Origin of the sequence: Kitasatospora sp. NPDC028055 (genome assembly GCF_040637885.1) — a bacterium.
Classification (GTDB): domain Bacteria; phylum Actinomycetota; class Actinomycetes; order Streptomycetales; family Streptomycetaceae; genus Kitasatospora.
Genome location: NZ_JBEZXE010000026.1, coordinates 14,572 through 28,663 on the forward strand (window position 1 = coordinate 14,572; position 14,092 = coordinate 28,663).

The following is a 14,092-nucleotide window of genomic DNA, read 5'->3' on the forward strand; positions in this document are numbered from 1 at the left end:
CCGTGACCGTGACGACCGTGGCGGCCGCTCGGGTGGCTTCAACCGTGACCGCGATGACCGTGGTGGCCGTTCCGGTGGCTTCGGTGACCGCGAGCGTTCCGGTGGCTTCAACCGTGACCGTGACGACCGTGGCGGCCGCTCGGGTGGCTTCAACCGTGACCGCGATGACCGTGGTGGCCGTTCCGGTGGCTTCGGTGACCGCGAGCGCTCGGGCGGCTTCAACCGTGACCGTGACGACCGCGGCGGCCGCACCGGTGGCTTCGGCGACCGTCCGGCCCGCTCCTTCGGCGACCGCCCGTCCTTCGGCCGGGACCGCGACGAGCGCGGCGGCAGCAACAGCCGTCCGTTCTCGCGCCGCGACGACCACCGCGCCGGTGGCCGTCCGCAGGCCGACCGCGGTGGCTTCAACCGTGACCGCGGTGGCTTCGGTGACCGTGACCGCGGTGGCTTCAACGGCGGCGGCTTCAACCGCGACGACCGCAAGCCGCGCTGGAAGAACTGACCTCGGACGAGGTCGTGCGGCCCGGTCGGTGATCGACCGCCGGCCGGCTGACTGAACCACACACGAAGGGCCCGCTCCGTCCCCCGGAGCGGGCCCTTCGTGTTCCCCCGATACCCCCCACACCTCGTTACCGCTCGCCCCCCGAGGTGTTGTTCTGGAAGTGAGAATAACCTGTGGCGCGCGCTGAGGGTAGTCCCGTAGCGTCACGGACATGAGCAGCAGACTGCACGACGTGGCACGGGAGAACGAGGAGATCGCCGCGCGGGGGAGCTACCGGACGGCCGGGGGCGAACTCGTGCAGGTGGGGGAGCAGTTGGCGGCCGCCCGGGCCGGCACGGTGTCGTACTCCCCGGAGGGGCTGGACGCGCTGCTGGCCGCCGGGGAGCGGGGGCCCGCAGGCGGGCCGGTGGAGGTCACGGCCGAGGGCAGCGTCGAGGCGGCCCGGCGGCTGGTCGCGGCCGGGCCGGTCGGGGTGCTGAACTTCGCCTCCGCCCGCAACCCCGGCGGCGGGTACCTGCGCGGCGCCCGCGCCCAGGAGGAGGACCTGTGCCGCAGCGCGCTGCTGTACAGCTGCCTGCTGGAGGCGCCGGACTACTACGAGGCGCACCGGGCCTCGACGGACCTGCGGTACAGCCACCGGGTCGTCGTCTCGCCCGGCGTGCCGGTGGTCCGGGACGGCCGCGGCGGCCTGCTGGCCCGGCCGTACCCGGTCACCTTCCTGACCTCGCCCGCCCCCAACGCCGGTCAGCTGGAACGGCGTTCGGCCGGTACGGACGTCCGGGGAGTGCTCGCCGAGCGGGCCGTCCGGGTGCTCGCGGCGGCGGCCCGGCACGAGATCCGCGCCCTGGTGCTCGGCGCCTGGGGCTGCGGGGTGTTCCGCAACGACCCGGCCCAGGTCGCCGAGGCCTTCGAGGGCGCGCTGGCCCGGTACGGGGGCGCGTTCGAGCGGGTGGTGTTCGCGGTGTGGGACCGCGCGCCGGTCTCGGCGAACCGGGCGGCCTTCGAGGCCCGGTTCGGTCCGGCGGTCGTCCCGTCCTGAACCGGCCGGGCGGCTCGGCGCTCGCGCGCCGGGCGGCTCAGCGCTTGCGGGCGGAGAGGCTCAGCGCTTGCGCGCGGAGAGCACCGTCGCGGCCGTCGAAGCCGCCGCGACCACCCCGGTGACGGCGAACACGGACGGCCAGGCGCCGATCCGCTTCGCCAGTGGGTGCGAACCGCCGAAGGCCGCCACGTACAGGCCGGTGAGCGCCGCCGCGGCCGCCGTGCCCGAGCTGCGGCGCCACTGCGCGGCCGCGCCGGCCCCGGCCACCGCCAGCACCGCGCCGCCCAGCTCGCGCCGGCCGCTCCAGCGGGCCACGCCGTAACCGCCGACCAGGCCGCTCGCCGCGGTCAGCGCGGCGGGCGCGGCGGATGCGAGCGCGTTCGGGACCTTCGCCATCGTCGACTCCACTCGTGGGGCTCGTAAGGACGTGTCGGCTTCCGACCCTAACCCGGTGAACGGAGCGGCCCGCCGGGGCCCCGGAGGACTCAGCCGAAGGCCGCCGCGGTGGGCACCCCCGGCACCGTGCGGGCCAGCAGCCGGGCCGCCTCCGCCGGGTCGAGCACCCGCTCCAGCCGGAGGTCCCCCGGGACCTCCGGGAGGAAGCGCCCGGCCGACCAGCTGCGCTCGTACGGCAGCGGCTCCAGCACCAGGGTGCGCACGCCGTCCAGCAGCGGGACGTCGCTGGGCGTGCCCTCGTTCCACAGCCAGGAGCCGTCCGGGGCGACCAGGTTGAAGGCGCCGGTGGCGGTGAGCCGGCGGCCGTCCGGGAACGCCGTCCGGGCCAGCGCCACCACCTCCGGGTCCTGCGGGAGGCCGGGCAGGTGGCCGCCGCCGATCAGCACGTCGGCGAGCAGGGTGTGCAGCTGGAAGGTGTCGCTCAGGCCGCTCATCCGCAGCAGGTAGCCGGTCCCGGTGGGGCGGTCGAGGACCAGCAGCGGTTCGTCGTCGAGCACCAGCGCCAGGTGGGTGAGGCCCTTGAAGTCGTGCCGCTCGCCGCGGTACCGGTCGAACAGCTCCAGCAGCACCTCGGTGACGCCCGAGGCGCGGGCCTCGGCCCGGACGGGCGGGTGCGCGTACACCGCCCAGGCGGCCTGCTGCCACAGGTGCAGCGTCCACCAGGCGACCACGGCCAGGTGCGCCTGCCGGGGGTCTAGGTGTTCCGGGTGCTCGATCCGGGCGTGCGCCTCGGCCGGATCGTCGGCCTCATGGTCCGGCAGCGGCCCGCCGCCGGTCCGCGCCCAGTGCTCGACCAGCCGCTGGGCACCGGTCAGCGCCCCGCGCAGACCGGCCAGCACCGGGCCGGCACAGGCCACCGGATCGGCACCGGACTCCACGCAGGCGCCCACCACCATCGCCAGGTGCGCTCGGGGGAACGGCGGTGCGTCCGGCAGCAGCGCGGCCAGCCGGGGGCCGGCCGCCCGCCGCTCGGCCGGGTCGGCCGGGCCGAACAGCCCGCCGACCCTGCTCAGGGCCGGGCCGAAGCCCTCGTCGTCACCGACCGCGACCACCGCCTCCAGCTCGGCCACCGCCTCCAGGAGGGTGGGCTGCTGACGGGTCGGCGGAACGTTCTGGGTGGACATCCGCCGCAGCATAGGCGCAGCCGGCCGGGCTGTCAGCCGCGGGTGCGAGCTGGGGTGTCAGCCGTGGGTGCGGGCGGGGCTGTCAGCCATGGGTGCGAGACTGCGGCCATGACGGACAGCGCCCCTGACAGCACGGCCGACCGGGCGGTCACCGACGGCCGCTACCGGATCCGCAACGTCGGCAGCGGCCTGCTGCTGGAGGTCGCGGAGGCCTCCCGGCGCAGCGGCGCCCGGATCCGCCTCGGCGCGGCCGACGGCACCGACGCCCAGCTCTGGCGGCTCACCGCCGTCCACCCGGGCGGCGCGCTCTTCCACATCGAGAACGTCAACAGCGGCAAGCGCCTGGACGTGACCGGCGCCTCCCCGGACGACGGCGTTCCCGTCCAGCAGTGGTCCGCCAACGCCTTCGGCGCCCAGGAGTGGCTGCTGGAGGCCCACGTGGACGCCCCGGGCACCTACACCGTCACCAGCTTCATCAGCGGCAAGCCGCTGACCGCCACGGACGCCGGTGTCCAGCAGTGGGAGGACACCGACGCCCCGACCCAGTGGTGGCGGTTCGAGCGCCAGGACTGACCCCCGGGGAGCCGGGGCCTGCCCCGGGGCCGGGGGCCTGACCCGGGGCCGCCGCCCTCAGGCCGAGAGGTTGGCCCGGAGGGCGGCGAGCTCGGCCTCGGTGGTGCCGTGGGCGGCGAGGTAGGCCGGGACGGTGCCGTGGTGGGTGCGGATCCAGGCGAGGGAGGAGGCGATGAGGTCGGCGTCGACCGGGCGGGAGACCCGCTCGGTGCCGGTCTCGTCGATGTACGGGGTGGGGCCGTCCTCCAGGCCGAGGCCGGCGTTGGAGCGCAGGAAGTCGGCGGTGATGTCGGCGTCCGAGGCGCCCAGCAGGGACTGCAGGACGGCGACGGTGAGGCCGGTGCGGTCCTTGCCGACGGCGCAGTGCACGATCGCCGGGACGGCCTCCGGTGCGGCCAGCCGGCGGATCACGGCGGCCAGCGAGGGGCCGGCCGTCTCGGGCATGAAGGTGTAGAGCGCGGCCTGGTCCTCGGGCCACGGCCGGTCGAGGTCCTCGCGGTTGGCGGGCAGGGTCGGCAGGTTGAGGGACTCGTGGTCGAGGCCGTGCCGCTGGTCCGGCCAGACCTCCAGCTCGAACGGGCTGCGCAGGTCGATCACCGTCCGCAGGCCGAGCTCCTTGAGCTTCCGGGCGCCCTCCTCGGTGAGCGTGTGGAGGGAGCCGGAGCGGTACAGGACGCCCCGGCGCAGGGCGCCGATCCCGCCCGCGTCACGGAAGTTGCGCACACCGGCGATGTCGATGAAGGCAGCGGTCATGGCCCCACGGTACGGGCGCGGACGGAGCGGGGGGAAGGAAACCGGAGAGGACCGTTCGCCGAATCCCCGCCCCCCGGCCGGGGCCGTCAACGCCCGCCGGAGACCTCCAGGAACGCCCCCGTGGTGTACGAGGCGGCCGGGGAGAGCAGGAACAGGATCGCCTCGGCGACCTCCTCCGGCTCCCCGCCGCGCCGCATCGGCAGGCCCGGGGCGACCCGGTCGACCCGGCCCGGTTCGCCGCCGAGCGCGTGGATGCCGGTGTGGATCAGGCCCGGGCGCACGCAGTTGACCCGGATGCCCTCGGCCGCGACCTCCAGCGCCAGGCCGCGGGTCATCGAGTCCACCGCGCCCTTGGCCGCCGCGTAGTCGACGTACTCGTTCGGCGAGCCGATCCGGGAGGCGGCCGAGCCGACGTTGACGATCGCGCCGCCGCGGCCGCCGTACCGGGTGGACATCCGGCGGACGGCCTGGGCCGCGCACAGGAACGGGCCGGTGATGTTCGCCGCCCAGATCCGGTTCAGCCGCTCCTCGTCGATCTCCTCCAGCCGGCACTGCCGCTCCAGCGTGCCCGCGTTGTTCACCAGCCCGGTGAGCGGCCCGAGTTCGGTGTCCACGGTGGCGAACAGCCGCTCCACCTCGGCGCTTCGGGTGACATCCGCCCGGACGGCGATCGCGGTGCCGCCCCCGGCCCGGACGGCGTCCACCACGGCGGCGGCCGAGGCCTCGTCCGTACGGTAGTTGACGCACACCCGGTAGCCGCGGCGGGCGGCCAGCAGGGCGGTGGCGGCGCCGATGCCGCGGCCGGCGCCGGTGACGAGCAGGACTTCGTCGGTGCTGGTGTTCGACATGGGCCGTACGCTACCCGGCCGGCCACCCCCGCGCGGCGGCCTCCCGCAACGCGGCGACCTTGGGGGCGCGGCTCCTCGGCGAGTCGAGGCTGAACCCGCGGGCGTCGCCCAGCTCGTCCCGGACGAACGCCTCGGTGCGGGCCACCGCGGCGCGCAGCGCGTCGTCCGGCGGGACGAAGGACTGGTGGACGATCTCGGCCCGCTCGGTGTCGTACTCCCACAGGCCGACGATCCGGCCGCGGTCCAGCACCAGGTGGGTCTGCGGGTCGGTCTCGCCGCCGAAGGTGCGCCCGGCCCGGCCGGCGGGCAGCGGGCGGGCGGCGTCGGCGGGGTCGAGCAGCCGGGACAGGTCGCGGTGCAGCAGGTGGATGCCGTCGATGCCGGCCAGCAGGGTGTAGTGCGGTTCGGCCGGCCGCTCGAACCCGGCGAACTCCTCGGCGAGTTCGGGCGGCAGCAGCAGGTCCGAACCGGGGGCGACCGGCACCGGGCCGGCCTCGGCGACGGCCCGGCGGGCGGTGGCCGCGGAGAAGCCGGAGAACCAGCGGAAGTGCCCGAGGGTGGCCGGCCCGGCCCAGGAGAAGTAGCGGCGGGCGAGGTCCACGGCGTCCCCCGCGACCGGCTGGTCCCAGCCGACGTAGCCGTAACGCTGCTGGTCCAGGCGGCCGTTGACGGGCACCCGGCGGATCCGGCCGCGCGACTGCAGCAGTCCGAGGGCGAGCGGCAGGGTGGTGGCCAGGCCGCGCTTGCGGCCCGGCTCGCCGAGCGCCCGGACGGCGTCGCCGACCGCCGCCCGGATCGTGGCCGGATCCAGCGGCCCGCCGTCGGCGAGCGCCCGCTCGACGGCCAGGCAGAGCTGCTCCACCTCGTCCCGGCCGACGCCCAGGTGCTTCGCCGCGGCCGCCAGTTCGCCCTCCGGGGCGGCCGCGCCGACCGCCAGGCCGAGCGCGAAGTCGGCGGCCGGCAGCAGGTACGTACAGCCCCGGGCGGACGGCAGCTCGTGCACCGAGAGCTCGGCCACCGCCGCGTCCACGGCCGCCCGCCCCAGCCCGGCCCGGGCGAACAGGCCCAGGTACGGGGCGGCGCCGCCGACCGAGCGGGCCCAGCCGGTCGCGGCCAGCACCTCGGCGGCGGACGCGCCGGGGTGCGGGCGGTCCAGCCACTGCCGGTGCGACCACCAGGCCCGCAGCTTCTCGACACCGACGGCTTCCGGGCGGGGATCGTGCTCCATGGGCCCAGTATCGGCGGCCGGGCGGGCCCCGGACCGGAAATCGCTCGCCCGGCGCGGCCCGTTCCGGGGAGGATGCGGTACCCGGCGGAACCGGTGATCGAGAGGAGGACGCATGACCGACGCACCCGGCACCGTGCCGCTCTCCGGCACTGTGCTGCTCTCGGGCACCGTGCTGCTCTCCGGCATCGTCGGCTCCACCGCCTACGGCTTCGCCCACGCGGGCTCCGACGTCGACCGGCTGGGGCTGTTCGCCGTCCCCACCGAGGAGTTGCACGGCCTGCACCGCCCGGCCGAGTCGCACGTCACCACCGAGCCGGACGTCACCCTGCACGAGGCCGCCAAGTGGTGCCGCCTGGCGCTGTCCTGCAACCCGACCGCCTCCGAACTGGTCTGGCTGCCCGAGGAGCTGTACGAGACCGCCACCCCGCTCGGCCGGGAACTGGTCGCGATCCGGTCGAGCTTCCTCAGCGCCCCCGCCGTCCGCCGGGCCTATCTCGGTTACGCGGACCAGCAGTTCCGCAAGCTGCTGACCCGGGACACCACCGACCCGGCCACCCGCCGGCGGGCCGCCAAGCACGCCCGGCACCTCGTCCGGCTGGTCGAGCAGGCCGTCCGGCTGCACCGCACCGGCCGCAACCTGATCCGGCTGCCCGACCCCGAGCGCGTCCGCGAGCTCGGCGAACGCATCGCCGATCGCCCCGCCACCGCCGAACAGCTGCTCGCCGAGGCCGCGGACCGGCTCTCCCGCCCCGGCGTCCTGCCCGACGCGCCCGACCCCCGCCCCGCCGAGGCCTGGCTGCGCCGCGTCCGCGCCGCCCACTACGCCCCGCCCCGGGCCGCAGCCCCGGCACCCGGCGCGCCCACCCAATCCACTGGCGGAGCCCTGGGGCCCACCGGGTAGGATCGCCGTGGCCCTCTCCACCCGGGATCCTCCGGGGCGCAGGGCCGCGGGCCACTAGCTCAATTGGCAGAGCTGCGGACTTTTAATCCGTAGGTTCAGGGTTCGAGCCCCTGGTGGCCCACCGACGAAGGAGCCAGGTCAGACCTCAACTGACCTGGCTCTTTTTGCTGTTGCCGTTTCCTCGTGCCCGGTGCCGGAGCCTTGTGCTGCCGTCATTTTGTCCCCTTTGCCCCCGAGCGGGGACGGAGCGGGGACAGAGCCCCCGAGACATCCCCTCCGGGCCACCTGCCACCCACGTCCCCGTCCCTCCGTCGAAGCGGGGCTCCGACGGAGGGACCACCGCCATGGTGCTGATCCCGGGCGAGCTGCTGCTGCTCCCCGCCGTCGACGCACGCCCGACCAGCGCGGACCGGGGTGAAGGCCCCCATCTGGATTGAGTGAGGGAGACTCAACTACCATGAGGCCATGGGACCTTTGAAGCCTGATCCAGCGCAGTTGGTGATCGGACTCGTCTGCTTCTTCCTGATATTCGGAATCCTCGGAGCGGTGCTGCTGCCGCGGATCGAGAAGGTGCTGGGGGAGCGGCGGGACGCCACCGAGGGGGGTGTCGAGCGGGCCGAGGAGGCGCGGGCGGAGGCCCGGCGGGTGTACGAGGAGTTCCAGGCGGAGCTCCTCGCAGCGCGGCACGAGGCGGCGGCGATCCGGCAGACCGCCACCGAGGAGGGGGCGGCGCTGATCGCGCGGCTGCGGGCCGAGGGGCAGGCGCTGCGGGACGGGATGCTGGCCGAGGCCCAGGTGCAGCTGGCGGCGGACCGGGTGCTGGCCGAGGCCGAGCTGCGGGAGGACGTGATCCGGCTGGCCACGGAGCTGGCGGGGCGGGTGATCGGCGAGCCGGTCGCCGAGCTGCCGCGGACCCGGGCGATCGCCGACGAGTTCTTCGCCGCGCAGGACGCCAGGGCGAACGCCGGCGCCTGACCTCCCGGAGCGCCGGGAACTTCCCCACCAATGGCCCGGGCCCCGGGCAGTGGATCAGCCACTGCCCGGGGCCCGGGCCGTTCTGCCGGGAGGCCGCCGGGCCCCCGCTGCGCATGCGTACGCCCGGGCCCGGGGCCGTGCGTAAACGGGGATTTCAGTATGTACCGGGCCTCCGCACGCGTGGTCGAATGACCGGGTAGTCGCTGGTGCCGGGGGCAGGCGGCCGGCCCGGGCGGGGTACCGGAAATCCCGGGACATCCCTTCGCGCACGGGCCGGAAAATACCTCGTCCTGACAGAACCTGGCAGACCGAGGAATAAGAGGTAACCGTGGCCGAGCATTTCCTTTCCGCCTATCTCACGCCGCCGGGGCCGGGTGCGGTCTTCTCGGTCCGGCACGACCAGAACGTCGCGCTGTGGCGCCGGGACGGGGCGGACGTCGAACTCGTCCGGGTCTGGGAACTGGAGCGGGTCAGCGGGCAGAAGCACCATTTCTGGCCGCTGTACACCGAGAGCCGCTCGGCGGCCTTCCTGTCGGCGCTGCTGGCCGAGGAGGGGCTGACCCTCGACGACGTCACCGCCACTTGGGGCACGCCCGGCCTGCCGAAGGCGCAGCCGGTGCCCAAGCCGGCCGGGGCCGAGGACTTCCCGCTGCACAGCCTGGCGCACCTGTTCAGCGGCGTGCTGCGGGACGTCCCGCTGTTCCGCGAGGGGCAGATCGTCGGCCTGGCGATCGACGCGCTGCCCGACTACGCCCAGGAGAGCCGCCCCAACCCGTACTGGTACGCGGGCTGTGTGGTGAAGCAGGGCGAGATCACCTTCGAGCCGGTGGAGTCCCCCGGGCCGCTGTACACCGCGGCCGAGACGGTGTTCGGGCTGGAGCCGGGCTCGCTGATGGCGCTCGCCTCCGCCTCGACGGCCGCGATCGAGTTCGACGCCGAGGCCGCGATCGCCGGGGTCACCTTCTTCGGCGGCTCGGCGACCCAGCCCTGGAAGGCCGCCCACGACCTGGTGCGCTCGGTGGTGGACGCCGCCGAGGAGCAGCTCGCCGACGCGGAGCTGGACGACTCGCTCAGCCGCGAGGACCACCTGCGCAGCGCCGTGATGAAGGTGATCCAGCGCTGCTGCGAGGGCGTCGCGATCCGCAACGTGGAGCGGCTGCTGGAGGTCGGCGGCATCCGCGCCGAGGACACCCACCTGGCCACCACCGGCGGCTACGCGCTCAACTGCCCCACCAACACCCTGCTGATGGACCGCTTCGGCTTCCGCGGCCTGGTCACCCCGCCGTGCGCCAACGACTCCGGCCAGGGCATCGGCCTGGGCCTGCTCGGCCTGTACGGGGCCGGCGCGCTCGACGGCTCCGGGCTGCGGATCACCTCCCCGTACTACGGCCGGGACGTCCTGGACACCGAGGAGGCGCTGGCCGAGTTCGCGCCGTGGATCGTCTCGGTGACGGACTTCGAGGACGAGCGCTTCGTCGCCGACGTCTCGGACGGCGTGGTCGCCTGGGTGGACGGCCGGGCCGAGCTCGGGCCGCGCGCGCTGGGCCACCGCAGCCTGCTCGGCGACCCGCGCTCGCCGAAGGTCAAGGACCTGCTGAACGAGTACAAGCGGCGCCAGTGGTGGCGGCCGGTCGCGCCGATGGTGATGGCCGAGCACGCGGGCGACTGGTTCGCCTCCGACCGCGAGTCGCCGTACATGCTGGAGGCCGTGCAGGTCCGGCCGCAGGTGCGGGAGCTGGTGCCCGCGATCGTCCACCTGGACGGCTCGGCCCGGCACCAGACCGTCACCGCGGCGTCCAACCCGCGGCTGCACCGGGCGCTGGACGCCTTCCGGGCCGCGACCGGGGTGCCGATCCTGTGCAACACCTCGCTCAACGACAAGGCCGAGGCGGTCGTCGACCAGGCCGCGCAGGCGCTCAACTTCTGTGTCCGCAAGGGCGTTTCGGTGCTCTATCTGAGCGGGCGGCGGGTCGAGCTGCGGGCCGAGCCGGTGCCGACCGCCGGGGTGCCGGCGCCCGTGGCCCCGACCGAGCCGCGGCCGCGGGCGCTGGAGCACTTCGCCGGGCAGGAGGCGGACCGCGACGCGCTGTGGCAGGGCTGGCTGGACGCCGGCTACACCGTCGAGGGCATGTACCACCTCTCGCGCAGCCACCAGCTGCGCGCCGAGCAGGAGCTGTCCACGCCGGAGCGGGTGAACCTGCTGGCGGCGTACCGGGCGAAGGTGGACCCGTCGTTCTCCGGGCTGGTGAACAACTTCGTCCGCACCCACGGGCCGGGCGGCTCCTTCGTCGACCCGTCCACGCTGACCGGGGCGTTCGGGGTGATCAACCCGCTGCGCAAGGGCCGCTGAGCAGAGGTCGCTGAGCCGTCGCCGAACGGGTCGGGGGGTGGGGCTTTCGAAGCCCCACCCCCCGACCCGTTCCCGCTGCTAAGCCTCCGGGCGCCATCGTCAGTAGCGCGGCTTCCGGGTCAGCGCCAGGCCGCCCAGCAGGAAGGCCACCCCGAGCACGCCGGCGACCACCGCGGAGGTGGTGTCGGCGGGCTTGTGGCTGGCGTCCATCACGGCGGTGACCAGGCCGGCGACGGCGCTGATGTAGCAGAAGATGGTGATGAAGATCTTCACCTTGGGGTGCATGGAGGTGTTCCTTTCCGGTTTCCGGGAGGGGTGTGGTGCGGTCAGGCGGTTTCCTGCGGTCCGCGGCCCGCGGGTGCGGTCGCGGCGGCGGTGAGGCCGAGCAGCATCACCCAGGCGTCGGGGTCCGACCGGAAGCGGTTCCAGCGGTCCGCCGCGAGGGCGAGTTCGGCCAGCGAGAGGACGCCCCGGGCGACCAGCGGCTCCAGGCGCCGCGGGCCGAGCTGCGGGGCGAAGGCGTCGGTCGGGTGGTCGTCGTTGGTGGTGGCGAACGGGCGCAGCACCGGCCGCTCGAAGCCGGCCGCGCGCAGCAGCCGGGGGAGCCGGCGCCCGATCGAGCGGTCGCCGCCGTCGGCCCGCTGGGCGGCGGCCATCTTGGCGTGCACGCCCGCGAGTTCGGGGTACGAGGGCTCGGCGGCGCCCCACAGCGCGGAGTCGACCTCGGTGACGGCGACGGTGCCGCCGGGGCGCAGCACCCGGCGGACCTCGGCGAGCACCGCGACCGGGTCGGGCACGTGCTGGAGGACGTAGCGCAGCAGGACGAAGTCCACGCTCGCGTCCGGCAGCGGCAGTTCGGCGCCGTCGGCGACCAGCAGGGTCACCCCGGGGCCGGCCGCGTGGGCGAGCAGTTCGCCGTCGATGTCGGCGGCGACCAGTTCGGTGCCGGCGGGCAGCGCGGCGCGCAGCCGGCGGGTCACCGCGCCCGGCCCGGCGCCGAGTTCGAGCACCGTGCGGGCCGAGGACAGGCCGAGCTCGCGCAGGATGCGCAGCTCCTCGGGGAAGGAGAGCGCGGCCTGCGCCTTCAGCCGGTCGAGTTCGGCGGCGAGGCCGCCGCCGGTGGTGCGGGCGGGGTCGTAGGAACCGCCGACCGGTCGTACGGACGTGCTCATCGGGGCCTCGCGATCATCGTCATGCCGTGCTTGGGGCGGAGGGTGACCAGGGCCTCGGGTTCGACCGGGAAGCCCTCGACCAGCTCCAGCCGGACGGACTGGAGCAGGGAGGCGAGCACCAGGACGGCCTCCAGCATCGCGAAGTGCTGGCCGACGCAGATCCGGTCGCCGCCGCCGAACGGCAGGTAGAGGTGGCTGGGCAGGTCGGCGCCGTCGAAGCGGTCCGGGAGGTACGCGTCCGGCCGGTCCCAGTAGTCGGGGTGGCGGTGCAGCACCCACTGGCTGACGCAGACCAGGGTGCCGGGCTCGACGTGGTACCCGCCGATGACGTCCGGCCCGACGGCCCGGCGGGAGATCAGCCAGACCGGCGGGTAGAGCCGCATGGCCTCCTGGATCGCCCGCCGGCAGGCCGGGAGCGCGGCCAGGTCGGCGGCGGTCGGCGGGCGGCCGCCGAGGACGCGGTCGACCTCCTCGCGGACCTTGGCCAGCTCCTCGGGGTGGCGGTCGAGCAGGTAGAGGGTCCAGGTCAGGGACTTGGCGGTGGTCTCGTGGCCGGCCATCACGATGGTCAGCACCTGGTCGCGGAGGTCCTCGTCGGAGACCAGGTGGTGGCTGGACATCAGGGTGTCCAGCAGGTCGCCGCCCGCTCCGGCGGCGCCCCCGCCCGTGCTGCCCCCGCCCGTGCCCCCGCCCGTGCTGCCCCCGCCCGCGCCCCCGCCCGTGCTGCCCCCGCCCGCGCGGCGGGCGGCGATCAGGGTGCGGGTGACGGTGTTGAGGAACACCCGGGCGCGGCCGAAGTCGGCGTACCGGCGGGCGGTGTCGGCCGGGTCCGGGTCCGGGGTCGGTACGTAGTGGCCGATGCAGCGGTTGACGGCGTCCACCGCACGGGCGAAGCCCTCGCCGATGCCGTCGAGGTCGGCGCCCAGGATGGCGTGGGTGAGGATGCCGAGGGTGAGCGCGGTGAGGTGCTGGTCCACCTCCAGCGGGGTGCCGGCCTCGATGGCGGGCCGCCAGCGCTCCAGCATCCCGGCGGTGGCGTCGGTGACGATGCCGTCGAAGGTGCGGACGGCGGTGGGGCGGAACGCGGGCGCGGTGAGGTGCCGCTGGCGGGCCCAGTCGGCGCCGTTGCTGGTCAGCAGCCCGTTGCCGAGCAGCGGGCGCAGCATGGCGTCGTCCGGGGTGCCCTCCTTGGTGTAGTTGGCGCCGTTGTCCTTGAGGACGTGCCGGGCGTACTCGGGCCGGTTGAGCAGGTAGACGGTGTCGCCGTCGGCACGGTGCCGGGTGACGTCGCCGTAGCTGCGGGCCAGGCCGGTGATGAAGTCGAGCGGCGACTCCCTCATCAGCGCCATGTCGATGTCGTCGGCAGGGCCTGGCGGGACGGTGTGCGTAGGCACGGTGCGGACCACCCCCGTGTTTCCTCTCGGTGCTCACCCGGGACTTCCGGAATGCGTACGCGCCCGGCGAACACGTACGTACGCATTTCCCGTCGATTTCCCGGTACGCATTCGGATGCGTATGTCGATACGTATTCTGATGCGTATTCAAGGGCGCGGGACGCCTGAAATCTACCGCACCGGCCGCACGTGCTCAATACTTAGTCCGGGCACCGGAAGTGAGGTCTTGGCGGCCAATTGCGGCCGTGTCATTCTTCATTCGTCGGCAGCGCCGGGAAGCACGAAAGTGCCGAGGCCGGCCGACGGCCAACCGGAAACCAGAGAAAAGGAAATTCTCATGGCTTTGGACCAGAGGAAGCGGGCCGAGTTCGTCAACGGCTACACCCGCGCCCTGATCAGCGCCTGGTCGAGCGAGGAGTACGCGGCCCGCCTGCGTACCGACGCCCGCGCCGCCCTCGCCGAGGCCGGCCTGGAGCTCCCGGCCGACGCCGAGATCGTCATCGTCCAGACTGCCGCCGAGGGCGAGCAGGAGGGCAACCTCGAGGTGCAGGTCGAGCTGTACGAGATCGGTCTGGCGACCGGCCGTTACGAGTTCCACATCCCGGAGACCCCGCAGATCGACACCGCCGAGCTCAGCGAGGGCGACCTGTCGGACATCGCGGCCGGCGGCAACTCCTGCTGCTGCCCGTGCTGCTGCTGCACCTGATCCAGCCGGGAAACCCGCAAGCCGGGCAAGGCGCCCGGCCGGTCGACCTGATGACCAGGCCGACCTGATCA

The 14,092-nt window shown here is 74.6% G+C and carries 14 protein-coding genes, 1 tRNA gene and 1 pseudogene; 8 read left to right on the forward strand and 8 right to left on the reverse strand.

What is annotated here, in order from left to right:
- A pseudogene (locus AB0F71_RS23960) lies at window positions 1-502 on the forward strand (RNA helicase); the annotation flags it as partial.
- A gap of 211 nt (window positions 503-713) precedes the next feature.
- Window positions 714-1,541, forward strand: coding sequence for a TIGR02452 family protein (locus AB0F71_RS23965; protein ID WP_360237835.1), 828 nt, complete (start codon window positions 714-716; stop codon window positions 1,539-1,541).
- Between the two features lie 60 nt (window positions 1,542-1,601).
- Here AB0F71_RS23965 and AB0F71_RS23970 read toward each other — a convergent pair whose 3' ends face one another.
- Entirely contained in the window at window positions 1,602-1,937 is a 336-nt protein-coding gene (locus AB0F71_RS23970) for a hypothetical protein (protein ID WP_360237837.1), read from the reverse strand.
- Window positions 1,938-2,026: 89 nt separating this feature from the next.
- Window positions 2,027-3,121, reverse strand: coding sequence for a hypothetical protein (locus AB0F71_RS23975; protein WP_360237839.1), 1,095 nt, complete (start codon window positions 3,119-3,121; stop codon window positions 2,027-2,029).
- A gap of 108 nt (window positions 3,122-3,229) precedes the next feature.
- On the opposite strand from AB0F71_RS23975, the gene AB0F71_RS23980 reads away from it, so the two are divergent.
- Window positions 3,230-3,694 carry an RICIN domain-containing protein gene (locus AB0F71_RS23980; RefSeq protein WP_360237841.1) on the forward strand — a complete coding sequence of 155 codons (465 nt, stop codon included), beginning with the start codon at window positions 3,230-3,232 and terminating at the stop codon, window positions 3,692-3,694.
- A 57-nt stretch (window positions 3,695-3,751) separates the two neighbouring features.
- On the opposite strand, the gene AB0F71_RS23985 is transcribed toward AB0F71_RS23980, so the two are convergent.
- The 3 genes from AB0F71_RS23985 to AB0F71_RS23995 all read right to left on the reverse strand — a co-directional run bounded on the left by AB0F71_RS23985 (window position 3,752) and on the right by AB0F71_RS23995 (window position 6,523).
- The gene (locus tag AB0F71_RS23985; protein ID WP_360237843.1) at window positions 3,752-4,447 is read right to left on the reverse strand and encodes a tyrosine-protein phosphatase; all 696 of its coding nucleotides are present in this window, start codon (window positions 4,445-4,447) and stop codon (window positions 3,752-3,754) included.
- Between the two features lie 86 nt (window positions 4,448-4,533).
- A complete protein-coding gene (locus AB0F71_RS23990; RefSeq protein ID WP_360237845.1) occupies window positions 4,534-5,295 on the reverse strand; it encodes an SDR family oxidoreductase in 762 nt (253 codons plus the stop codon).
- A gap of 10 nt (window positions 5,296-5,305) precedes the next feature.
- Window positions 5,306-6,523, reverse strand: coding sequence for a crosslink repair DNA glycosylase YcaQ family protein (locus AB0F71_RS23995; RefSeq protein WP_360237847.1), 1,218 nt, complete (start codon window positions 6,521-6,523; stop codon window positions 5,306-5,308).
- Window positions 6,524-6,635: 112 nt separating this feature from the next.
- On the opposite strand from AB0F71_RS23995, the gene AB0F71_RS24000 reads away from it, so the two are divergent.
- The 4 genes from AB0F71_RS24000 to AB0F71_RS24015 all read left to right on the forward strand — a co-directional run bounded on the left by AB0F71_RS24000 (window position 6,636) and on the right by AB0F71_RS24015 (window position 10,749).
- Complete coding sequence (locus tag AB0F71_RS24000) at window positions 6,636-7,424, forward strand: nucleotidyltransferase domain-containing protein (RefSeq protein WP_360237849.1); 789 nt, start codon at window positions 6,636-6,638, stop codon at window positions 7,422-7,424.
- A gap of 48 nt (window positions 7,425-7,472) precedes the next feature.
- Window positions 7,473-7,545 (forward strand) — tRNA-Lys (locus AB0F71_RS24005).
- Window positions 7,546-7,889: 344 nt separating this feature from the next.
- Window positions 7,890-8,399, forward strand: a complete 510-nt coding sequence (locus tag AB0F71_RS24010) for a hypothetical protein (RefSeq protein WP_360237851.1) — start codon at window positions 7,890-7,892, stop codon at window positions 8,397-8,399.
- A gap of 328 nt (window positions 8,400-8,727) precedes the next feature.
- A complete protein-coding gene (locus AB0F71_RS24015; RefSeq protein ID WP_360237853.1) occupies window positions 8,728-10,749 on the forward strand; it encodes a carbamoyltransferase C-terminal domain-containing protein in 2,022 nt (673 codons plus the stop codon).
- 99 nt (window positions 10,750-10,848) lie between these two features.
- Here AB0F71_RS24015 and AB0F71_RS24020 read toward each other — a convergent pair whose 3' ends face one another.
- From AB0F71_RS24020 to AB0F71_RS24030, 3 genes are read right to left on the reverse strand one after another with little or no spacing between them, the layout of a single operon-like run.
- Window positions 10,849-11,034 carry a hypothetical protein gene (locus tag AB0F71_RS24020; RefSeq protein ID WP_360237855.1) on the reverse strand — a complete coding sequence of 62 codons (186 nt, stop codon included), beginning with the start codon at window positions 11,032-11,034 and terminating at the stop codon, window positions 10,849-10,851.
- 41 nt (window positions 11,035-11,075) lie between these two features.
- Window positions 11,076-11,921, reverse strand: coding sequence for a methyltransferase domain-containing protein (locus AB0F71_RS24025; RefSeq protein ID WP_360237857.1), 846 nt, complete (start codon window positions 11,919-11,921; stop codon window positions 11,076-11,078).
- A complete protein-coding gene (locus AB0F71_RS24030) occupies window positions 11,918-13,315 on the reverse strand; it encodes a cytochrome P450 (protein WP_360237859.1) in 1,398 nt (465 codons plus the stop codon). The genes AB0F71_RS24025 and AB0F71_RS24030 overlap by 4 nt, the downstream gene beginning before the upstream one ends.
- Before the next feature lie 337 nt (window positions 13,316-13,652).
- On the opposite strand from AB0F71_RS24030, the gene AB0F71_RS24035 reads away from it, so the two are divergent.
- Window positions 13,653-14,021 (forward strand): hypothetical protein, encoded by a 369-nt coding sequence (locus AB0F71_RS24035; protein WP_223886012.1) that lies wholly within the window; start codon window positions 13,653-13,655, stop codon window positions 14,019-14,021.
- Window positions 14,022-14,092: the final 71 nt, after the last annotated feature.

Excerpts from the sequence above, each read along its gene's own strand:
- AB0F71_RS23965 (WP_360237835.1), top strand. The coding sequence starts at position 714 with ATGAGCAGCAGACTGCACGACGTGGCACGGGAGAACGAGGAGATCGCC.
- AB0F71_RS23970 (WP_360237837.1), bottom strand. The coding sequence starts at position 1,937 with ATGGCGAAGGTCCCGAACGCGCTCGCATCCGCCGCGCCCGCCGCGCTG.
- AB0F71_RS23975 (WP_360237839.1), bottom strand. The coding sequence starts at position 3,121 with ATGTCCACCCAGAACGTTCCGCCGACCCGTCAGCAGCCCACCCTCCTG.
- AB0F71_RS23980 (WP_360237841.1), top strand. The coding sequence starts at position 3,230 with ATGACGGACAGCGCCCCTGACAGCACGGCCGACCGGGCGGTCACCGAC.
- AB0F71_RS23985 (WP_360237843.1), bottom strand. The coding sequence starts at position 4,447 with ATGACCGCTGCCTTCATCGACATCGCCGGTGTGCGCAACTTCCGTGAC.
- AB0F71_RS23990 (WP_360237845.1), bottom strand. The coding sequence starts at position 5,295 with ATGTCGAACACCAGCACCGACGAAGTCCTGCTCGTCACCGGCGCCGGC.
- AB0F71_RS23995 (WP_360237847.1), bottom strand. The coding sequence starts at position 6,523 with ATGGAGCACGATCCCCGCCCGGAAGCCGTCGGTGTCGAGAAGCTGCGG.
- AB0F71_RS24000 (WP_360237849.1), top strand. The coding sequence starts at position 6,636 with ATGACCGACGCACCCGGCACCGTGCCGCTCTCCGGCACTGTGCTGCTC.
- AB0F71_RS24010 (WP_360237851.1), top strand. The coding sequence starts at position 7,890 with ATGGGACCTTTGAAGCCTGATCCAGCGCAGTTGGTGATCGGACTCGTC.
- AB0F71_RS24020 (WP_360237855.1), bottom strand. The coding sequence starts at position 11,034 with ATGCACCCCAAGGTGAAGATCTTCATCACCATCTTCTGCTACATCAGC.
- AB0F71_RS24025 (WP_360237857.1), bottom strand. The coding sequence starts at position 11,921 with ATGAGCACGTCCGTACGACCGGTCGGCGGTTCCTACGACCCCGCCCGC.
- AB0F71_RS24035 (WP_223886012.1), top strand. The coding sequence starts at position 13,653 with ATGGCTTTGGACCAGAGGAAGCGGGCCGAGTTCGTCAACGGCTACACC.